The 20,156-nt window shown below is 47.2% G+C and carries 19 protein-coding genes; 13 read left to right on the top strand and 6 right to left on the bottom strand.

Annotated elements, in window-relative coordinates:
- Positions 1-31 precede the first annotated feature (31 nt).
- Together ACODJP_RS10750 and miaA are read left to right on the top strand one after the other, a co-directional pair.
- Complete coding sequence (locus ACODJP_RS10750; protein ID WP_422481352.1) at positions 32-229, top strand: hypothetical protein; 198 nt, start codon at positions 32-34, stop codon at positions 227-229.
- Positions 213-1,127: a tRNA (adenosine(37)-N6)-dimethylallyltransferase MiaA gene (miaA, locus tag ACODJP_RS10745; protein ID WP_422481350.1), complete on the top strand. Its 915-nt coding sequence runs from the start codon at positions 213-215 to the stop codon at positions 1,125-1,127. Before ACODJP_RS10750 ends, miaA begins: the two co-directional genes overlap by 17 nt.
- Here miaA and ACODJP_RS10740 read toward each other — a convergent pair.
- The 3 genes from ACODJP_RS10740 to ACODJP_RS10730 are packed head-to-tail and all read right to left on the bottom strand — an operon-like array spanning position 1,110 to position 5,406.
- A complete protein-coding gene (locus ACODJP_RS10740) occupies positions 1,110-2,558 on the bottom strand; it encodes a hypothetical protein (RefSeq protein ID WP_422481348.1) in 1,449 nt (482 codons plus the stop codon). The genes miaA and ACODJP_RS10740 overlap by 18 nt on opposite strands.
- On the bottom strand, positions 2,546-4,030 hold the full coding sequence (locus tag ACODJP_RS10735; RefSeq protein WP_422481346.1) for an NFACT RNA binding domain-containing protein: 1,485 nt from the start codon (positions 4,028-4,030) through the stop codon (positions 2,546-2,548). The genes ACODJP_RS10740 and ACODJP_RS10735 overlap by 13 nt, the downstream gene beginning before the upstream one ends.
- Entirely contained in the window at positions 4,021-5,406 is a 1,386-nt protein-coding gene (locus ACODJP_RS10730; RefSeq protein WP_422481344.1) for a bifunctional folylpolyglutamate synthase/dihydrofolate synthase, read from the bottom strand. Before ACODJP_RS10730 ends, ACODJP_RS10735 begins: the two co-directional genes overlap by 10 nt.
- A gap of 214 nt (positions 5,407-5,620) precedes the next feature.
- Between ACODJP_RS10730 and ACODJP_RS10725 the strand changes: the two genes are divergently transcribed.
- From ACODJP_RS10725 to ACODJP_RS10710, 4 genes are read left to right on the top strand one after another with little or no spacing between them, the layout of a single operon-like run.
- Positions 5,621-7,375, top strand: coding sequence for an AMP-dependent synthetase/ligase (locus tag ACODJP_RS10725; protein WP_422481342.1), 1,755 nt, complete (start codon positions 5,621-5,623; stop codon positions 7,373-7,375).
- Positions 7,376-7,384: 9 nt separating this feature from the next.
- Positions 7,385-7,693: a YhbY family RNA-binding protein gene (locus tag ACODJP_RS10720; protein WP_422481340.1), complete on the top strand. Its 309-nt coding sequence runs from the start codon at positions 7,385-7,387 to the stop codon at positions 7,691-7,693.
- A 3-nt stretch (positions 7,694-7,696) separates the two neighbouring features.
- The gene (locus ACODJP_RS10715; RefSeq protein ID WP_422481338.1) at positions 7,697-8,869 is read left to right on the top strand and encodes an iron-containing alcohol dehydrogenase; all 1,173 of its coding nucleotides are present in this window, start codon (positions 7,697-7,699) and stop codon (positions 8,867-8,869) included.
- A gap of 22 nt (positions 8,870-8,891) precedes the next feature.
- Entirely contained in the window at positions 8,892-10,055 is a 1,164-nt protein-coding gene (locus tag ACODJP_RS10710) for an ROK family transcriptional regulator (protein WP_422481336.1), read from the top strand.
- Positions 10,056-10,154: 99 nt separating this feature from the next.
- Here ACODJP_RS10710 and ACODJP_RS10705 read toward each other — a convergent pair whose 3' ends face one another.
- Together ACODJP_RS10705 and ACODJP_RS10700 are read right to left on the bottom strand one after the other, a co-directional pair.
- A complete protein-coding gene (locus tag ACODJP_RS10705; protein WP_422481334.1) occupies positions 10,155-10,904 on the bottom strand; it encodes a Rossmann-like domain-containing protein in 750 nt (249 codons plus the stop codon).
- A gap of 139 nt (positions 10,905-11,043) precedes the next feature.
- Positions 11,044-12,699, bottom strand: a complete 1,656-nt coding sequence (locus tag ACODJP_RS10700; RefSeq protein ID WP_422481332.1) for a diphosphate--fructose-6-phosphate 1-phosphotransferase — start codon at positions 12,697-12,699, stop codon at positions 11,044-11,046.
- Between the two features lie 135 nt (positions 12,700-12,834).
- On the opposite strand from ACODJP_RS10700, the gene ACODJP_RS10695 reads away from it, so the two are divergent.
- Entirely contained in the window at positions 12,835-13,359 is a 525-nt protein-coding gene (locus tag ACODJP_RS10695) for a YaiI/YqxD family protein (RefSeq protein WP_422481330.1), read from the top strand.
- Between the two features lie 141 nt (positions 13,360-13,500).
- Entirely contained in the window at positions 13,501-14,019 is a 519-nt protein-coding gene (locus ACODJP_RS10690) for a helix-turn-helix transcriptional regulator (protein WP_422481328.1), read from the top strand.
- A 5-nt stretch (positions 14,020-14,024) separates the two neighbouring features.
- Here the strand turns inward: ACODJP_RS10690 and asnS are convergent, their stop codons facing one another.
- The gene (gene asnS, locus ACODJP_RS10685; RefSeq protein WP_422481326.1) at positions 14,025-15,413 is read right to left on the bottom strand and encodes an asparagine--tRNA ligase; all 1,389 of its coding nucleotides are present in this window, start codon (positions 15,411-15,413) and stop codon (positions 14,025-14,027) included.
- A gap of 135 nt (positions 15,414-15,548) precedes the next feature.
- On the opposite strand from asnS, the gene ACODJP_RS10680 reads away from it, so the two are divergent.
- From ACODJP_RS10680 to ACODJP_RS10660, 5 genes are all read left to right on the top strand, one after another.
- A complete protein-coding gene (locus tag ACODJP_RS10680) occupies positions 15,549-15,887 on the top strand; it encodes an arsenate reductase family protein (protein WP_422481324.1) in 339 nt (112 codons plus the stop codon).
- The gene (locus ACODJP_RS10675; RefSeq protein WP_422481322.1) at positions 15,884-16,678 is read left to right on the top strand and encodes an MBL fold metallo-hydrolase; all 795 of its coding nucleotides are present in this window, start codon (positions 15,884-15,886) and stop codon (positions 16,676-16,678) included. Before ACODJP_RS10680 ends, ACODJP_RS10675 begins: the two co-directional genes overlap by 4 nt.
- Positions 16,675-18,438, top strand: coding sequence for an AMP-binding protein (locus tag ACODJP_RS10670; RefSeq protein ID WP_422481320.1), 1,764 nt, complete (start codon positions 16,675-16,677; stop codon positions 18,436-18,438). Before ACODJP_RS10675 ends, ACODJP_RS10670 begins: the two co-directional genes overlap by 4 nt.
- A gap of 62 nt (positions 18,439-18,500) precedes the next feature.
- Positions 18,501-19,574, top strand: a complete 1,074-nt coding sequence (locus ACODJP_RS10665; RefSeq protein ID WP_422481318.1) for a 3-deoxy-7-phosphoheptulonate synthase — start codon at positions 18,501-18,503, stop codon at positions 19,572-19,574.
- Positions 19,571-20,131, top strand: coding sequence for a DJ-1 family glyoxalase III (locus tag ACODJP_RS10660; protein ID WP_422481316.1), 561 nt, complete (start codon positions 19,571-19,573; stop codon positions 20,129-20,131). Before ACODJP_RS10665 ends, ACODJP_RS10660 begins: the two co-directional genes overlap by 4 nt.
- Positions 20,132-20,156: the final 25 nt, after the last annotated feature.

Here is a 20,156-nt window from a genome sequence, read left to right as displayed (position 1 = left end):
TTGAAATCATATCGTTCTAAGGAGAACCACTTTGAGCATTCCGTTAGATGTACTTGTAGACAAAGAAAACAATGTGTACGAGATGACCTGTGTAGCCGTCAGTCTCGCCAATGTCCTCGCCGCGAATGGGGATGAGGAGATTGAAAACAACAACGGCAAAGTAGTTTCCACAGTTCTCGAAAGGGTGTTGCTGGAGGATATCGAATATTCCGTTGACGACAAGGAGTAGACGACTGCTCTTTCTCTTTGGTCCCACCGGCGTGGGTAAGACTGCACTTCTTGAGCAGCTTTTTGCCCAAGGCTATGAGGTGGTCAACGCCGATTCCAAACAAATCTATCGCCACTTGGATATAGGCTCGGCTAAACCCGAGCCTGGACTTATGTCCCGGATCCCCCACCATCTCATAGATATCAAAGATCCGTGGGAGCAATTTTCAGTCGGAGAATTCGTCAATCTGGCCGACCAAGCATGTGCTTCTATCAAAGAGAAGAAAAAGGTTCCTATTATTTGCGGAGGAACAGCCTATTATTTCAAACACTTCTATTTTGGCCTTCCCGAATCACCGAAAAGCGATCCCGAAATACGAGCAAAGATAGCTCAACTGGCATCCGATCGTGGATTGGCTTGGTGCCATAAACATCTTTCTGAAATAGATCCTATCTCTGCAAGCAGGATACATCCGGCAGACGGATACCGGATTACCCGCGCTTTGGAGGTGTATGAGAGCTCTGGAAGACCACTTTCAAGCTACCACGTCCCCACGAAAGCGAGAGAAGGTTTGGATCCGGTGATAATTGGTCTTCAGCGTGATAGAAGCGAGCTTGATGAGAGGATCACAGCCAGGGTTCAACAAATGTTCTCCCAAGGCCTTGAGGCAGAGTTCGAAAAGCTGTTGGCTATGGGAGCTCAACCCGATTGGCCAGGTATGCAAGGGATTGGGTATCGAGAATTTTTCATTGGTGCAGAACATCCTTCCATGGATAGGGAAGCTATAGCCCATCTTATCGTTCGAAACAGCAGACTCTATGCAAAACGTCAGATGACCTTTTTTAAGAGCCTTCCCGGAGTCCATTGGGTGCACCCAGATAATTTGGACACGATTCGCAAATTAATCGACAATCAATAGATCTCTTGGGTGGGTCGTTAACTTTTCGACACCAATCCTGGTTGCTTCGATGGGAGTAATCTCTTCTATCTGCCAAAATCCCCGATCCTGTGTAAGTTGGAAATCGGTCACCCGTTCAATCACATCCACCGTTGTGGGAAACCCCTCCTCATCTGGTTCTGCCGAGGGATAGTAGATCAGGTACGTTGCCCTGTAGCGGTTGTCCTCTTTCGCCACTATATCGAGATTAACCACACCGTACACTAATGAAGATTCTGGTATGGGAGGTCTCCCCTCTGCAATCCACTGATCTGCACGAATTACCGCATTGAATCCTTCATAGGCCTGCCTGACCTTCGTATTTACAAATAGGGAAGATACTTCTGTCTCAAATGGGTTTCTGGCAGAGCGGGTGAGGCTTGCATCCATCTTCGTAAGATCGAGATTGTTCTGGGAAGAAAAGAATTCCTCAACCACTTCATATGCCGACATGCTGGCAGTATAGGGTGGTTGTAGCGCATCATATACCATATTTCCAACGGTTGTGAGTACCAAGATGGAAATCAGTGCAATGGTAGCCAATAAAGCTCCGCGTCTTCGGAGGAATCTTCTTCGGTCGGCTCGTTTCCTCTGTTGTTGAACAAACGTACCAACAGAAGGAGATTTTTCTACGACATCTTCCCAGGCAACCGTATCATATTGGGGGTCCCAACGAAAGGTCGCAGTCGAATCAAGAAACCAAGTCAGATTATCCTCAGCACTATAGGCGGCAGATACGGTCTCCCGTTGTTCTTTAGGTTCCATGGAGAGAGTATGATCTATCCATTGTGCTAAATTGGCATCTATACCACTAAATCCGGTTGAGAGGGGGAGATGGCGGAAGTGGTCCTCCCTAACGTCTGGAGCCTCATAAGGAGCGAAACCAGCGCATGCGAGGTAAAGGAACTGCGAGAACTGGTGGCACAGGCCGAACGGAGGCTCAGTGTCTGGCTTCATATATCGACTCACATGGGTGAATTTAGTCTCTTCCGATACGCTATAGAGCATGATCTGTGAAAGCTCTACGGGTAGGATGAGCACACCTTCCTTTTCAAGGAAAAAGATACGCCATGTTTCTATCATCCCGCCTGAGGGACGGATGAAATTTGCAGGTACCTTCATAAAAGCCGTCGCCAATTGATGTAATCGTTGGAGCGCTTCATTTCGGAGGGATTTGGACAATTCAACGAAAGGGATCAATGGCAGGGCAGGACCGTCGATATACCGTTTCCCATCCCGATCTCTGATTGCCTCCCAAAGCCACGGTTCGACGGTGTCTCTATGCACAATGAGGCCGACAGCTTTTTCTCCCGTCATGAGATGGAGGGGGAGGTCGCCAGAGGCTTCTCCTATGCAGATCGATGTCATCTTCTTTCCATGTATGGTAGTTTGGCAAATACTTATGTTGTCCATGTTTCAACTCCTACCTCGCTGTCTGAAAACAATCTTCTGATGCGCCCGTCATCCAATTGGACAAAGAGATTTTTCTCTTGAGTGGGTAATACTAAGCCCTGTTTGCCTCCCTTCGGTCGTTTAAGATATTTGACCTGGGTATAATAGAGATCAGCCTTCCGCGCTCCTTTCGCCTTCGAGAAAAGAAGAGCGAGGTTGCCTGCATCCAAGAGAGTCTCAAGAGGGACGGTCTTTCCGGCGATATGTTTTATAATCACATAACCTCCTGGAACATCCCTGGTGTGGAGCCACCAATCATTACCCTTTGCATACCTTCTCAACAGTGTCTCATTCTCTTTTGCATTCCTACCTACAAGGATCGTGAAAACTGAAGATGTAAATCGCAATCCAGGGGCATCTGCATAGGGATCTCTCTTTATAACACCTTGATCTGTCTTTGGAGGTTTGAGGACCTCCTTCAACTTTTTCAGATCGGGATATTCTTCTCCCTCTTCGGGTGTAAGAAGATCTGAGAAATAATCAACAGTCTTCTGCAGTTGAGCTTGAATTTCCTCTTGCTCGCGTTTAGCATGTTCCCATGCCGATTTCCCCTTCTGGTACTTTTTGTAATAATTAGCGATATTCTCGCCAGCAGAGAGGGTGGGATCAAGTGCAATAGTTGCAATTGATTGTTCTTCCGTGCTGGTATAATCGGGAACCTCGACCCATTCCATTTGCGGTTTTACCAGATGCGTTGCACCCGATAAGAGATCCCCGCTTATTCGATAACTGTCAAAACCACCGCTTTTTTCTACTCGAAAGTCCGCCTGACGTAATTGAGCTTGCAGTTGTGCCACCTTCGTATCCCGAAGGTTCTCTACTTGTTTGATCAGTTGTTGCGGACTCTCCTGCTGTTGTTGGGTTCCATAGAGGTGTTCCATATAGGCATTGAATGTGTTCTCTCGTGGGTACTCCCGCACGGGGAACCGACCATCATCCTCTTCTTTCTGTTCTTCGGGCATTTTGAACAGATGACCAGCAGTCTCCTCCCGATTTGGACGACGATACAACAGTTCCTTGATCACCATCTGGTCATCACAGACGAGTACGTTGGCTCCAGGACCGCTATAGAATCGGAATATCAGATTCATGAATTCTCCCGAGTGGGTGACTTTGAGCTGTACTACTCTGTCACGGTGAGGTTGGGAGACCGCGACAATTCTGCCCCCTTCGATATGGGCACGCATATACTGAATGAAACGTTGAAGTTTAGCAGTCTTCTGCTTGCGGTAATAGGTGGCGGCTCCCGTGAGACGATGGATTCGTGAGTCTGGCGTTCCTACTTCTACATAGAGCTGCCAGAAACCCTCTTTCGGGTGGTGAAGCTCAAAAGTAAGCGCATGGAAGCCTATCTGGTTTACCCGTTGTATGAGGCTGCCCTCCATAGGCAGTTCGCTCAAGATTAATGCGATCTCACGCCAATTCATGGACATGGGAGAACCTCACCGGCAGCATGAAGCTGCCTTTCCTCAATTCTGCGATAGGCTCTCGCCATTTCTCCACCGAGATAAAAAGATCCCGTACAGAGGATGGCATGCCGGTCATCGGTCAAGTCAAGGGCAAGTGTGAGAGCTTTTTCAGCCTCCATTTCCAGATACAGTCGGGGAGGATCGCGCATTTCGCCAACCTCCTGTTGCAGAAGCACGAAGAGAGCCTCTGGATCACTTTTTTTGAATGTTCCTGGTCTAGATACAATGATATGGTCGAACAATGGGAGCAGAAGCTGGGTCATGTGGAGATGATCTTTGTCCTCCAATACGCCGTACACTACGGTATTTCCTTGTTTTCCATAGAGTTGAGAGAATGAATTGAGCAGATGTCTGAGACTTTCCACTGTATGGGCTCCATCTAGAACAATTGCAGGAGATTGACTGATAATTTCCATCCTTCCTGGTAGTTTTGCTTTCTCAAGAGCTTTTTCTGTATCTCCTTCACGGTATAAGCCAAGAGTCTTCAACACCAGAAGGGCAAGGGCACAATTCTCTGCTTGTACTTCTCCGGGCATGGCGAGAGTGAGTTTTGTTTTCCCTCCATGGGTCCATTGTACAGTCACTAGCTCACCTTCTGTTGCTGTTCTAGTAGCCAAGGATTCCACCTCTGCTTCAAGGTCATACAAGTGGCTTCCTTGTGCCAAGGCCTCTTCGACGAAAACGTTTCGTCCCTCCTCTTTTTGGCGGGAAATGAAGACAGGGATACCAGGTTTTATGATTTTCGATTTTTCTGTTGCTATTTGCCTTATCGTATTTCCCAGAATTGCCGTATGTTCCAACTCAATGGGTGTGATTACCGATGCGACGGGCAAAATGGTGTTAGTAGCATCTAATCTTCCACCGAGCCCAGTCTCTATTACAGCCCATGAGCAACCGGTTGAAGAAAACAATGTGAAAGCGAAGGCTGTATACAGCTCAAAGGCGGTAGGTTGGGCGGTCCCCCATTCATCGGTGAATGTAAAACCTTCTAGTCGTCTTACCAATATATTGGCCGCTGCGATGAGTTCCTCTTCGGAAAAAAACGTTCCTCCGAGGGTAAAGCGTTCCCGGTAATCTATCAGATGGGGTGAGGTATAGAGCCCCGTCTTGAATCCCATGGCCTCCAAGCCCTTGGCAAGGAAGGTTGCAGTAGAACCTTTCCCCTTCGAACCAGCTACATGGATTGTCTTGAAGGATTCCTGGGGATTGCCTATATGGTCCAACAGCGCCCTCATCCGATCCAGACGATAGAGTCTTACCGTATAACCGCTATTCTTCTTTTCGAGATTGATGAAGGATTCCATATAGGTGCAGAACTGATCGAAATCGTTGAATTTCATGCGGTAACTGTAATGCAGGGACCACCTTTGGTCAATAATTGGCAACCTAAGAAACAACCTTTGTACCGAAGCAGCATGAGGAGGATATTTTTTTACAGATTGACGGATAGCGACACTTTGTAGCGTTCTGGACTTGTTTTTCGTGTTGCTTGGTCGTATGATATTACCAAGACAATTTTTACCCATGAGAGGGAAAGAAGATCGAGGAGGCACTATGGCGGATACTGGAAAGAAACAGGGCAATCCCTGGGATTTTTTGCAGCAATTTAAAGGAACCGAATTCAACGGTGAATGGCCGACGCTTCCCCAAATGTTCAATATCACTTGCAAACGGTACCCCGAAAACAAATGCTTTACCGCATTCAGTCCTTCGGAGTTGAGTCTCACCTATGCTCAAGTACAGGAAAAGGTACTGCAAGTTGCGGATTATCTGGTGGAATCGGGTGTTGGTCCAGATAGTAAAGTGGCTGTGACAGGAAAAAATAGTCCCGAATGGGCTATCGCCTATCTGGCTACACTGTATGCAGGAGCGGTAGTCGTCCCACTCGATTACCAATTGACCGATGGAGAGATTGATTTCCTCATGACATTCGCAGGGGTGAAACATCTTTTCGTCGATGCCGAGAGGATTGATGCCATAGATGCTTCGGGCAAGGTCGGTCTGAAAGAAAAAATCTCCCTTGAGCCCAATCATCCCGATTATATTTTCAAGAAGAAGGCTGGAAAGAGACAGCAACGTCATGATGTAGCAGAGTCAGATCTGGCAGCAATCCTGTTCACCAGCGGAACAACCGGTAATCCCAAAGGTGTCATGCTAACGCATGCAAACCTGGTTTCTGACTGCTATTTGGCCCAAACCTATATGACTCTCTACCCATCGGATGTCTTCTATGCCTTGTTGCCCATACACCACTCCTATACCATGTTGGCAGTATTCATCGAGGCTATTTCGGTTGGTGCCGAGATCGTATTCGGCAAGAAGCTCATTGTCACTCAGATTCTCAAGGAATTGAAGCAGGGAAAAGTTACTATGTTCCTCGCCGTGCCCATGCTCTTTAACAAGATGCTAAAGGGACTCATGAATGGTATTCGTGAGAAGGGGATCGTTGTATATGGTTTGATCCGATTCCTCATGAGCGTTAGCGGACTGATCAAGAAAGTCTTTAAGGTGAATCCAGGACATAAAATGTTCAACGGAATCCTTTCCAAACTCTCTATGGAGAATATCCGTATCTGCATTAGTGGAGGTGGACCATTGCCATCCTCTACTTTCAAGAGATTCAATCAGTTGGGTATCGACTTCGTACAGGGTTATGGGCTCACGGAGACCAGCCCAATCATCACTCTCAACCCCGTATATGCATACAATGAGAATTCAGTAGGAAAGATCCTGCCTAGGACGGAAATGAAGATTCTTGACCCCGACTCTCGAAAGATCGGTGAGATTGCAGTCAAGGGACCTATGGTGATGCAAGGCTATTACAAGAATCAAGAGGCCACCGATGAGGTTTTGGACAAGGATGGTTGGCTTCATACTGGTGATGCTGGTTATATCGATGCCAACCGCTATGTCTATCTTACCGGTCGCAAAAAATCGTTGATCGTGACCGAGGGTGGAAAGAACGTTTTCCCCGAAGAGATAGAGGACATGTTCCAGCTCTATGATGAAATTGATCAGATTTGTGTCCTAGGGTATCTCGTGGATAAGAAGAATAAGAGTGAGGGAATTCGGGTAATCATCTATCCTACAGAAAAGTTTGTTGAAGGGATGACCAAGGATTATCCAGACGAGGGAGAGCGCACCACCCGGATACAAGCTCATATGCAAGAGGTTGTCGATAAGGTGAATAAAGAGATGTTGCCATACAAGCGAATCACCCGATTGACCATAGCAGATGAACCACTGGAAATGACCAGTACGAAAAAGATTAAGCGCCATGTAGTTGCCGAAGTCTACAAGGATCGTTAGAATCGAGCTATGAATAGCGCAACGCGAAATTTTTTACGAAAGCGGGCCCACGATCTGAAACCAATAGTGATGGTGGGCAAACAAGGTGCGGATGAGCGGGTCTCCCAAGCATTGGATGAGGCTCTCTCAGCGCATGAATTAATCAAACTTAGATTTCAGGATTTCCATGACGAACAGCGGCAGTTGGCAGAAACCCTTGCGAGCGGGGTAGGAGCACAAGTTGTCTCCATTGTCGGTCATGTGGCCATTATCTTCAGACAGAATGAAGACAAGGACAAACAGCTAATCCACATACCGAAGACCATTACCCGGGAGTAGATTATGGATGCCCGTTTCTCTATTGCTGCAACCGGTTCACTCTCTTTTGGTGCAGGTGTATTCGATGATCTGGCCTCACATCTTGCTAAATTGGGGTATCATACTGTTGCGTTGGTAGCCAGCAAGACCTTTTTACAGGGGAGTCGATGCAGTGCATTTCTCCAACAGTGTAAGGATTGCGAAGTCTCCGTACTCACATATCCTGTCTCAGGGGAGCCCTCGGTTGGTTCTATCGATGAATTATCACATAGCTGCCTCTCCGATGGTTGTGATGTTGTAGTCGGCGTAGGGGGAGGAAGTGCCCTTGATAGTGCCAAAGCTGTTGCAGTCATGGCGAAGTATCTTGCTAGAACAACAGAAAGAATTTCTGTAAAGCGTTTCCTAGAAGGAGTGGGTGATCTTACCCCTCCACCCGGTCGATTGCCTCTATTTGCCGTTCCTACTACTGCTGGTACTGGAAGCGAAGCAACAAAGAATGCAGTAATAGCCCAAGTAGGACCGAATGGCTTCAAGAAATCGTTGCGTCACGATTCCTATATCCCTGATCTGGTGGTAGTGGATCCTTCACTGGCCATTACCGTACCACAAACAGTAACAGCGGCATCTGCCTTAGATGCACTCACCCAACTCCTAGAGGCCTATGTATCGGTGAAATCGAATACATTCATAGACTCGCTTGCATTGGAAGCTATTGCTTTGGTTGGTAATGCCTTACCAAAATTGTTGGAAGGTAATCTGGATGATCTCGATGCACGTTCCGATATGGCGTATGCAGCATATATATCTGGAGTTGCGATAGCCAATGCAGGTCTCGGCTATGTCCATGGCTTTGCAGGACCGATCGGTGGTCTCCATAGTATTCCCCATGGGGTGATCTGCGGTAACCTCATCGTTCCTATCCACAAAGCTATGGTATTGGCTGCAAAGGAGCATGGTCAGGACAGTAGCTTTTTACAGAAGTTGACCAAGATAGCAGCCTTGTGGCATGTCGATGGACCTGAAGGGGTTATTGAACATATGGCTCAAATGGTGCGTTTGGCAAAATTGCCACCACTGCGTGATTATGGTTTCACTAAAGAAGAGCTGGTCGCTATTGGATCGAAGGATGCCAGTCGGAATTCCCCCGTGAAATTAACACAAGAACAAACGATTTCCCTACTTGAAGCACTTCTTTGATGGTATGATGTGTTGAAAGCCTATGGGAATCAACAATAACAAATACCAAAGGAACGCTAATACCGCGCTTATAACCAGAACTATCTGGCAGAATCCAGGTATCAGTCGGGTCGAAATTGCCGATATGTTGGGACTTTATCGTTCCACGGTTACCAATATCGTCAGTTCATTGATAGAATCACAGGTACTCTATGAAGGGCAATTGCTGGCGGGAAGTGATAAAGGTGGTCGTCGCAGAGTCGGCTTGCAGTTGAATGCCCAATTTGGCTGTGTTATTGGTATTGATTTACAACCGGGCGTATTCCATCTCGTAGTGATGGATATCGTTGGGAATGTCCTGCATACCCATTCAGGAAATTTTTCGAAGATCGACCTGGCTAAGGTTGTTCTCGGAATACTAAAAACGGCAGGTAGGGTTCTGGAACGACTCCGTAGGCCGATATTGGCTCTCTGTCTTAGTGTACCTGGTGCGGTAGACTCTTCTGCGGGTATTATCATTCATTCTCTTCCTCTCGATATTCACGACTATCCACTGGGAGAAAACCTGGCGAGTAGGCTCTCCTTTCCCATCTTGGTAGACAATGATGCCAATTGTTATACGTGGTTACAGTTGGGAATCCATAGAAAAGAACAGTTGGAGGATTTTCTGTGTATTTTCGGAGTCTACCATGAGCCGGGAAAGGGATACGTAAAAAGCGATAGTCTGGGAATAGGTATAGGAATCGCTATCCAAAATCGGGTATATGCTGGACATAATTGGAATGCAGGTGAGATGGTTACCAATTCCTGGAGGACTGGACTTGAAGGTCAAAGTGGGCTACCAGGTGATCTCTATTCGCATATCGCGAAGAACCCAGTCGGTTATCGGCTGTTTATAAAGGATTTCTTTTCCTCCCTTGTTCCAGTGGTTTCGACACTGGATCCACAGAAGTGTTTTATCCAAGGTGAGCCGTTTGCCGGTTATACGGGATTCATCACGGTATTAGAGGAGGAGGTTCCCCAATTCTTGGGAGCCTTAGAAAGGATTGGTTGTATCTTGGATGTAGAGCATTTCGACCCCCATTCAGCGGCCAAAGGGGCTGCAATGATGTTCCTGCAGAAACTCTATTCCGTACCCAAGCTCTCTGCTGAAAGAACAGATCATCTTTTGCTTTGGGACCAAATCATCGATATCGCATCGAACTAGAGTTCTGTAACAACATAAACGCATGGATGAGCTTGGAGCGGATTGGTCGAAGGACAAGAAAGTGAAGATGTCGAGATGTCTGAATAAAAAATCTGTTCGCTATCCGAGATTCAGGTAGACCTTTTTTGCCTGGTGATGGATATCCAGAGTCCCTCGTCCATTCCGTACGGCCTTTAGCATATCGTTTTTTGCAACGACAGCACTTCCTGCAAGATAATTGATCGGCAAGTCTTCATAGACCTCGGGATGGAGAATGGTTGACGGTCCCATCAACAATACCGGGAGAGTTCTCTCCTTGAATCTGTCGAGAATCTGTTCTAGTGTACCGTTCACCAAGCTGGTTGCAGTGACCGCAAGAAGGTCGGCTTCCTTGATTGCCCAAGGATAGAACTGATCTGGATCTCCGATGTTTCTTCCAAGATCCAATATCCTGACCGTGCTTCCAATCTCCTCGAATCGCATTGATACCGGAGAGAAATGTCCGATCATGGCAACTGCAGCCCCTTCTCCCAGATCAAGCCTCTTAGCCCAATCATGCGGTGTCTCAGGAAGGCTGGCGGCGAATCGTTGATTCAACGCATTTACCAAGGCTATAGCCATCATTCTACTGAATGGATGCTCTCCATCCTTGATATGTCGAAGCAACTGTAATGCCGAACGCCCTTCATAATCATTTGGGTCGGTATTTACCATATACGCCCGACTCTGGTCGCACCAGGTGACACATATACCACTTCTGCCGTCCTGTAAAGTTACCATTGTGTAGCCTAAACCCATATGGATCTCATCGATTAAGCTACGGTCTGCCTCTTCGGCGAATACGGAAAAGATCTTTTGATATAGTTCCATAGTATTCCCCCTAGGAATATGGTAGCACCAACTTCATCGTAAAGCGATAAAATTTTATCAAATAGATATTATCCGAAAAAAAACCTCCGCAGAATAGACTTATATCCTACGGAGGTCGATATTAAACACGTGTTTGAAGCTACTCTTGCTCAAGAACTAGCGTCTTTGTGGTAAGATCGCATACTTCGGAAGGGCCGAAGTACTGAATAGCTCCAGGGAAGAGGAAAGATGTCTCTTCTGCCCATGTGTCTCTGTGGGAAGCGAAATAACGGAAAGGAGCACCGTCGAGTTCTACGAGGGCTTTCTTGATTACCGGTTTCATCTCCCCATGTCGCTTTTCCATGTTCATCATCATCGTAATGGGGAATCCTCCCGCCTTCCATTCATTCGCCGGAGCGGTAAGGTTGGTAACCGATGAGATATATCCACTGCAATCGTTAGCCAAGAGCAGATATGCATTGTAACCAAGGCTATAGCAATAGTCCGCATCGAAATTCGAGGGGAACGCACAGCGGCCTTCATAACCGAAGAAATGATTCAAACCAGTGAACTTGCCCTTGTAGGTACCCTCTTTTTTCAACTTTGCAAGTTTTGCATCGACCATCTGGATAAGCATCTTTTCAGTCTCGATACGGGAGACTTGAACATTTCCATGAGGATCTCTATCCATAAGAAGTTGTTTCTGGATGTCGACTGGTAACGATGAGAATGCTGCCTTTGTAGCGTCTCCCAATCGGTCGGCTACAAATGCATACTGTTCATTCCATGTCTTCAGATCGCCGTAAGCGGAGGTCTCTTTTGCCAGAAGTGTATTCAGCTCAGCAATCAAGGCTTTGACTTCTGGGATGAATTCCACAACACCTTCGGGAATCAAGATGATTCCGTAATCGAGTCCATTGTCCGCTCGCTTAGCTATGATATTGACCAAGTAATCGACAACTTCCTCCAAACTGCTTGCATTTGCCTCGATCTCTTCACTGATTAGACAGGCATTGGGTTGGGTTCGTAAGGCACATTCCAAAGCGATATGACTGGCGCTGCGTCCCATTAATTTAATGAAGTGCCAATATTTCTTGGAACTATTGGCATCACGCATCAGGTTTCCGATCAACTCACTATAGGTTTTTGTGGCAGTATCGAATCCAAAGGAAATCTCAATAAATTCGTTCTTCAGATCGCCATCGATAGTTTTTGGACAACCGACGACAGATATTCCTGCATCGGTCTGCAAAAAGTATTCCGCGAGGACTGCCGCGTTTGTGTTGGAATCATCTCCGCCGATTATCACCAATGCACTGATATCGTGTTTATGGCACACTTTAGCACATATGGCGAATTGTTCCTTGCTTTCCAACTTGGTCCTACCGCTTCCGATAATATCGAATCCTCCGGTGTTGCGGTAACCGTCGATGAATTCATCGGTGAATTCCAGTGTCTCGTCATTGAGTATACCGGATGGTCCTCCAAGGAACCCAATAAGTTTGGAATCTTTGTTGGCTCCCTTGATAGCATCGTAGAGACCGCTTATGACGTTATGTCCACCGGGAGCTTGTCCTCCTGAGAGCACAACACCAACATTGATTTTTTTGGTGGTAGCATTACTGTCACCCTTTGCGAAGGAAACTCTTGGAAGACCGTACGTATGGGGAAACAGGCTCTTGATATCCTGTTGGTCAGTAGCAGAAGCAGTCTTCTCTCCCTTTACGATCTCAAGGGAGGTGATCTTCTCGCGAAGGATTCCGGGAAGCTTTGGCTGGTACGCATAACGCGCTTTTTGTAATGGTGATTGTTCCATCGATGCACTCCTATGGTAGGTTAAGGATAGGTATGTCCCAAAATTATATAATTTTTACGCAACGAGATTCAAGAGCACCCATCGGTTTGGCTCCTGTGGATTGACGTATGAAGGTAAGACCGGTAAGGTAGTCGCATGGTTGAACACAAGACACCCCTGGCAGCTTTGTATGTCGATGCGGACTCCTGTCCCCGTCAGCTGAGAACAATTATCCTCAAGGCTGTGGTTAAAAGGAGGGTATCCTCCATTTTTGCAGCAGATCGTCCATTGCCTGATGTGGTTGCATTGGAGAAGAAAGGTCTATTGGATCCTGATGGTATTCCCCTAGTCAAGATGATTGTGGTGGAGAAGGGTGATGATAGTGCCGATGACCTATTGGTGGAACTCGGAGGAGAGGGAGCTCTTGCCATTACCCGTGATATACCATTGGCTACACGACTAGCTGAACTCGGCATGGTGGTTATCGATGATCGTGGGGGATCCTATACGAAGGAGACAGTTAAAGAACGCCTATCTATGAGAAATCTTATGACAGAATTGCGCGAGTATGGAGTGTTTGTTGAGAAGACAAGACCAATGGGGCCTCGCGATATCCAAGCGTTCGCCAATGCACTCGATAGGGAACTGACACGGATGCTCAAGGTTCGTGGAACCGATTAGCTGAAGCAGAATCACCTTTGTTTCCGTTAATGGGGTGTGCAAGAAAGACACCTTATGATATCAGCTAGCAATAGGATTATATTGGAAACATTCCGGTATTGGTTCCTCCCATTCTTTCGTGGGCAAATCACGATAGAGACCATGGTATTCGGAAACGGAGCGCCTATACAGATAAGGCAAGAAGATTCCATTTCGGTATGGGTACCTATCATCTGCTCTAAAAATGATCTGGATTCTTTCAATCGTGACTTGGAGGACTCTCATATAGCAAAAGCGGTAAGTCAATCCATCGTAGCGGTTGTGTCTCCGAGTGTCCGCATAGGTAGTGGTTTGAAAAGTCCACAAGGAATACCTGTCATCACAACGATACTCACCGGTTGTATGCAAACCATAGGACGTGTTTTGAATCTCAATGCAGTGTATGAACATAGTCCACTGTTCATGGGAGTATCGGAAAAATCCCCTCATCCTATAACAATGCGGGAGAGGGAGGTCCTCGAGAGGATTGCCTGTGGAGATTCGGTAAAGCAGATAGCCTATGGAATGGGCTTATCACAACACACAGTAATTACCTATAAGAGAAATCTCTATATGAAAACGGGAGCACGGTCGCTACAGCAATTGGCTATCTATGCTGTGTTGAATTCCATGCTCCCCTAGAAATCCTAGAAGTCGGCTTGTTTTGCCGCCCGTGGGTAAGGAATGACATCTCGAATATTCTGCATTCCGGTAATGTACTGGATAGCCCGATCGAAGCCGAGTCCGAAACCCGCATGAGGAACACTACCGAAACGTCTGAGATCGAGATACCACCAGTAGTCCGCGGGATCGAGATTCAAGGAGACCATCCTCTCGGTAAGTACATCAAGACGACTTTCGCGCTCGCTGCCTCCGATAATCTCGCCAAGTCTGGGAACCAAGACATCCATTGCCCGTACGGTTTTTCCATCATCATTGAGTTTCATATAGAAGGCTTTTATCTCCTTCGGATAATCGGTCACGATTACGGGCCCCTTGCACACCACTTCTGTGAGGTACCGTTCATGTTCTGTCTGCAGGTCACTGCCCCAATGGACAGGATAGTCGAATGATTTATTGTTTTTCTCCAACTCTGCAACCGCATCAGTATAGGTCATGTGGACAAATGGTTTTTCGACCACACTCCTTAGTGTGTCAGCGACACCCTTTTCTACCCATTGGGAAAAGAAGGCCATATCTTCGGAACAATTGTCGAGCACGTGGGCGAAAATATATTTGAGGAAATCCTCCGCTACCTGCATGTCCCCTTCAAGGGTGCAGAATGCCATTTCCGGCTCAATCATCCAAAATTCGCTTAAATGACGTTTGGTGTTTGAGTTCTCGGCACGGAAGGTAGGTCCAAACGTGTAGATGTTTTTCAAGGCCATGGCGTAAGTCTCTCCCTCTAGCTGTCCGCTGACGGTTAATGAGGCCTTTCTTCCGAAGAAGTCCTTGGCATAATCTACCGCACCCTCCTCTGTTCGAGGAATATTGTCCAGATCGAACGTGGTGACTTGGAACATCTCCCCAGCACCCTCTGCATCGCTTGTGCTGATAATCGGTGTATGCACATAGGAAAATTGGCGGTCGTGGAAAAATGAATGTACGGCGTATGAGACTTCGTTCCTGACTCTTGCCACGGCACCAATCATATTAGTTCTCGGTCGCAGGTGGGCGATCTCCCGAAGGTATTCCAAAGTATGGCGTTTCTTTTGCAGTGGATAGGTATCTACTGGCGCCTCACCATGCAAGACAATCGATCTTGCCTGCAATTCGACTGCCTGGTTTCCACCTGGAGAGGCCACCAACTCACCAGTACAAGAAACAGCGGCACCGGTGGTGACCTTTGCAAGCAGTTCACTTTGGTCAAAGGATTGAAGATCGATCACAACCTGCAATCCTTTAAGGCATGATCCATCATTGACTTCAAGGAAACAGACGGTCTTACTCTCTCTTTTGGTTCGTACCCAGCCCTCTACAACAACAAGTTCAGAGCTTGGGGCCCTTTTTAGCAATTGGGATATCCGGTCATTCATCGGGAGACTCCTTGTGATAGCGCAACTATTCCATGCCTGGCATATTCTTGTCAACCAAGTATGGTCCTAATGCTACATCGGGCAACTGGACGTTGCACAGCCAAACCAGTATAGTATCCACTATAGGAGAAGCGTGTGCTGCAGATCATAGGAACCAAAAAGTGTACACAAACCCGGAAAGCACTGCGATATTGCAAGGAACGTTCGATTCCCTATCAATTTGTCAATCTTGAGGAACGATCTCTTTCCGATGGAGAGTGGGCGAAGGTGTTCAACTCCCTGAATGCCGAATCTTTGATAGATGAAGAGTCGAAATACTATAAAAAGGGTGGATACTCCTGGCGGGAATATGATCCTGAGGAGGAGTTGATGCTCCACAGCGAATTGTTGAAGACACCTTTGTTGAAATTGGGACAGCGGGTTGTGCAGGGAGTCGATACCGACTTTTTGGAAGCAAGTCGGGAGCATGCATGATACGTTACGGTGTCTTGGGAAGCGGATCTTCGGGTAACAGTTATATGATCCAATCGGGAGAATCGGCAGTGATGTTTGATGCTGGTTTTTCTGTGCGCCAATTGCAACAGCGGGCAGAGTCGGCTTCTATGGAGTTTGGTGCGATACAGGCTTTGTGTATTACTCATCTCCACCCTGACCATTGTAGGGCTGCTGGAGTCTTTGCGAGGAAGACGGGCAAACCAATATATATACACAAGAAGATTGTAGAAGGATCTTTTCCTGAGTTGGAGAAGTTGGGCATTCCCTCTGGACAATTGTACCTATTTGATTCCTTAGAGCCCTTTTCTATTGGCCCTTTCACGATTACCGCATTTCCCACCAGCCACGACAGTCCCTCTCCCGTAGGGTTTCATCTGGAATCGGGGGGTCGTAGATTTACCTTACTTACTGATACCGGTCGTCTCGATGAGATTATGTCACGCTTTGCATTGCAAGCCGATATCTTGTTCCTAGAGGCGAATTATGATGAACCTATGCTGGATAATGGACCATACCCCATCTGGTTGAAAAAGCGGATTAGGGGAGAATCGGGGCATCTTTCCAATACTGATGCAATTGGATTATTGAATTCGTGCCGGACAGATGTGCCGACACAGGTCTACTTCTGCCATATTTCCAAGACTAACAATCGTCCAGAAATTTTAGAATCTTTATGCACAAAATACCTGAAATGGGGAGGCAAACGGGTAGTTTGTGCCCATGGAGAGGTTTATAGTGGGTCTCTAGACCCGAGGGAGTTATGCTCATGAAACATGAATTGGAGACTTTTACTATACGTCACATACTGGAACGTTCGGCACAGCGTCATGCACAACGGTTATCGATGACCATCATAGGTGATGACGAAAGTGCGATTACTTTCGGAGATCTCAAACGCAAAGTCGATGCCATGGCTACATACCTCATGCAGGAGGGGATTTCTTCGGGAGACAAGGTTGCTGTACTGGGAGAGAGCCAACCCATGTGGGGTGTAGCCTTCCTTGCCGTAGTCTCCGCAGGTGCGATTGCCGTACCCATACTGCCCGATTTCTCATCACGTGAGATAGAGACGATCATCAATCACTGCGAAGCAAGGGCATTGGTGGTTTCTACAAAGATGTTTGAAAAGGTCAGTAGTTTTTGGACGAAAGAAGATTCCCTTCTCATGAGGATGGAGGATCTTTTTCATATCCCATTGCCGATATCGACTACGATTACGACAAAACGTGACTTTCAACACGCACCAGGCAGGGACATGTTACGTACAAAGAGTGATCCCAAGGCTATCGAGGGCAGAACCAGAGGCGAAGATGAATTGGTATCGATCATCTATACCAGTGGAACCACAGGCATGTCCAAGGGAGTAATGCTCACCAATAGGAACCTTGCAAGTAATGCCTCAGCATGTGTGAAGCAATTCTTCACCATTAAGACAGGTATGCGATTCCTCTCCATCCTTCCTATGAGCCACTCATACGAATTCAGTCTAGGGTTTCTCCTCCCGCTTATAACGGGTGCAGAGATCCACTACCTAGGGAAAGCTCCAGCAGCAAGTATCTTGCTTCCTGCAATGAAAAAGATCCGTCCCCATGTCATGCTCTCAGTTCCCCTGCTGATTGAGAAGATCTACAGAAGTTCGGTCGTTCCCCAGATTGCAAAGAATCCTCGGGTCGCCAAGCTCTATGGAAAGGCTCTGCTGCGACGCTTCATAAACAGTATTATCGGTAAAAAACTGAAGCGGACTTTCGGTGGCAAACTCAAGTTTTTCGGAGTGGGAGGCGCTGCCTTGGATAATGAGGTAGAAAAGTTCCTTAAAGAGGCCAAGTTTCCTTATGCAATCGGTTACGGGTTGACTGAGACCTCTCCGCTTCTTGCAGGGTCGGGACCGAAACAGACTAAACCGGGGACAGTGGGGTATGCAGTTAAAGGTGTACAGTTGAAGATCTATGAACCCGATCCAAAAACCCATGTGGGAGAAATCGTGGCGAAAGGTCCCAACGTCATGCAAGGCTATTACAAGAATCCTGATCTTACCGCTGAGGTTTTCACTGAAGATGGTTGGTTCAAGACAGGAGATTTGGGGATCATTGAGAAACACAGACTCTCCATTAAAGGGCGGAAGAAGACGATGATTCTCGGCCCAAGCGGTGAAAATATCTATCCAGAGTTAATCGAGAATATTTTTAACAATCTGCCGTATGTCCAGGAATCCCTTGTCCTTTCTGGAGAGGGAGGTCTCGCCGCACTTATCAAACTCGACTTTGAGCTTATGGCTGAAAACCTCAAACTTTCGGTAAACGATGCCAAGGAGAGTGCAGCAACGTATCTTGCTCATGTACGTGAAGAGGTGAACAAGGAACTCAGTTCATTTAGTCGTATACGGGATGTCTCTTTGCAGGATGAGCCCTTCCAACGGACTCCTACACTCAAGATCAAACGATATCTCTATTCTATAAAACAGACCTTAACTGGGCATCGTGGTGAAGACACGAACGCAGGAAAGGAAAATGATGGAGAGACTAAAGAGTAGCCGCGCTGCTTGTCGGTGACTATCCATTATGGTATACAGGGGAGGGAGGCCCCCGACTCATCATGCAAAAAAATATAGACATCAGGATTGAGGGAGTAGAGCCACTTGCCAGTCCGGCAACCCTCGCGGAAAAGTTCCCCGTATCTGACGAATTGACTAGACAGATTCTCGAATCTCGCCAACGAGTGAACGATATCATCTTGGGAAAAGACAAGCGGCTTCTAGCGATTGTAGGCCCCTGTTCGATTCATGATCCTATAGCGGCTTTGGAGTATGCCAAGAGACTGAAAGAGTTTGCCGATGAGGTCTCGGACCAATTGTATGTTGTTATGAGGACCTACTTCGAGAAACCCCGTACTATAGGTGGTTGGAAAGGTCTTATTCTTGATCCCAACATGGATGGTTCCTATGATATCCAAGGTGGGATCGCCACCGCGAGGAAATTGTTGATCGATATCACCTCACTGGGTTTGCCGGTGGGATGCGAGATGCTCGATCCCATTGTTCCCCAGTATATCGATGAGATGCTCAGTTGGTGTTCTATAGGAGCTCGTACCACTGAGAGCCAGACTCACCGTACACTTGCGAGTGGCATGTCGGTAGCGGTCGGGTTTAAGAACAGTACCAGTGGAGAATATGCTACTGCAGTTAATGCAATAAAGAGCGCACGCCAGAGTGCTGCATTCATAGGAATAGACAAGCATGGCAATTCCGCGATCTACCGGACGACGGGAAATGATTGTGGCCATTTGATACTTCGGGGAGGAGACCACGCTCCGAACTATTATGAAGAGGATGTTGAGGCCGCAGCTAAACTTATGGAGAAATTGGCTCTTCCCAAAGCCATCATAGTCGACTGTAGCCATGCTAATTCTCGAAAGGATCCACAACGACAGAGAAGGGTCCTCAGAGCTGTAGTTGACCAAGTTGTCTGGGGTAGGAATGAGATAAAAGGATTCATGTTGGAAAGCAATCTCTTCTCCGGGTGTCAATCGATCCCTGAGAACCCCAAGGATCTTCAGTATGGAGTATCTGTCACTGATGGATGTATTGGGTGGGACGATACGGTTGAGACCTTGAATCGGGTCTGCAATGCATTGCGCAAAGGAAGACAAGAATTGGAGGCTTATGTATGAGTAACAAGAATATCCGGATTTTGGTTCCCTTGGCCGAAGGATTTGAAGAAATCGAAGCTCTTGCACCAGTTGATCTTTTCAGAAGAGCGGGTTTTACCGTAGTGTTGGCTGGTGTCGGGGCAACCGAAATTACTGGTGGACACGGAATAACGGTTGCTTGTGATACCGTTATCGAGGATGTGGGAATAGACTTCGATGCAATGGTCCTCCCCGGTGGTGGCCTCGGATCGAAGAATCTTGCCGGTTCCTGGGAAGTGAATGAAAAGATGTTGATGATTGCCAATACCGGTAAGGTGATAGCTGCTATTTGTGCGGCTCCTGCTGTGGTCCTTGGTCCCGCAGGACTTCTTGAGGGACATCAGGCTGTCTGCTTTCCGGGAGCTGAATCAAACACTCCCGATTTCGATTTCGGTACTGAGCGCGTCTGTGTGGATGGGAATATTATTACTGCACGTGCGGCAGGGTGTGCTATCGAGTTCGCCCTAGCCATTATACAGAAGCTTACCGATGGCGAGATCAGTCGGAAAATCGGAAAATCGATACTAGCACAAGACTGATATAGAATAGGGGAGAACAGAGAGG

The organism is Pleomorphochaeta sp. DL1XJH-081, assembly GCF_049310885.1.
In the GTDB taxonomy this organism is placed as follows: domain Bacteria; phylum Spirochaetota; class Spirochaetia; order Sphaerochaetales; family Sphaerochaetaceae; genus CAYZJV01.
Note: the sequence above shows the minus strand (reverse complement) of the source record. Positions and strands in the feature narration are given on the sequence as shown.

Excerpts from the sequence above, each read along its gene's own strand:
- ACODJP_RS10705 (WP_422481334.1), bottom strand. The coding sequence starts at position 10,904 with ATGGAACTATATCAAAAGATCTTTTCCGTATTCGCCGAAGAGGCAGAC.
- ACODJP_RS10725 (WP_422481342.1), top strand. The coding sequence starts at position 5,621 with ATGGCGGATACTGGAAAGAAACAGGGCAATCCCTGGGATTTTTTGCAG.
- ACODJP_RS10740 (WP_422481348.1), bottom strand. The coding sequence starts at position 2,558 with ATGGACAACATAAGTATTTGCCAAACTACCATACATGGAAAGAAGATG.
- ACODJP_RS10660 (WP_422481316.1), top strand. The coding sequence starts at position 19,571 with ATGAGTAACAAGAATATCCGGATTTTGGTTCCCTTGGCCGAAGGATTT.
- asnS (WP_422481326.1), bottom strand. The coding sequence starts at position 15,413 with ATGAATGACCGGATATCCCAATTGCTAAAAAGGGCCCCAAGCTCTGAA.
- ACODJP_RS10715 (WP_422481338.1), top strand. The coding sequence starts at position 7,697 with ATGGATGCCCGTTTCTCTATTGCTGCAACCGGTTCACTCTCTTTTGGT.
- ACODJP_RS10730 (WP_422481344.1), bottom strand. The coding sequence starts at position 5,406 with ATGAAATTCAACGATTTCGATCAGTTCTGCACCTATATGGAATCCTTC.
- ACODJP_RS10735 (WP_422481346.1), bottom strand. The coding sequence starts at position 4,030 with ATGTCCATGAATTGGCGTGAGATCGCATTAATCTTGAGCGAACTGCCT.
- ACODJP_RS10690 (WP_422481328.1), top strand. The coding sequence starts at position 13,501 with ATGGTATTCGGAAACGGAGCGCCTATACAGATAAGGCAAGAAGATTCC.
- ACODJP_RS10710 (WP_422481336.1), top strand. The coding sequence starts at position 8,892 with ATGGGAATCAACAATAACAAATACCAAAGGAACGCTAATACCGCGCTT.
- ACODJP_RS10695 (WP_422481330.1), top strand. The coding sequence starts at position 12,835 with ATGGTTGAACACAAGACACCCCTGGCAGCTTTGTATGTCGATGCGGAC.
- ACODJP_RS10700 (WP_422481332.1), bottom strand. The coding sequence starts at position 12,699 with ATGGAACAATCACCATTACAAAAAGCGCGTTATGCGTACCAGCCAAAG.
- ACODJP_RS10675 (WP_422481322.1), top strand. The coding sequence starts at position 15,884 with ATGATACGTTACGGTGTCTTGGGAAGCGGATCTTCGGGTAACAGTTAT.
- ACODJP_RS10670 (WP_422481320.1), top strand. The coding sequence starts at position 16,675 with ATGAAACATGAATTGGAGACTTTTACTATACGTCACATACTGGAACGT.
- ACODJP_RS10720 (WP_422481340.1), top strand. The coding sequence starts at position 7,385 with ATGAATAGCGCAACGCGAAATTTTTTACGAAAGCGGGCCCACGATCTG.
- ACODJP_RS10665 (WP_422481318.1), top strand. The coding sequence starts at position 18,501 with ATGCAAAAAAATATAGACATCAGGATTGAGGGAGTAGAGCCACTTGCC.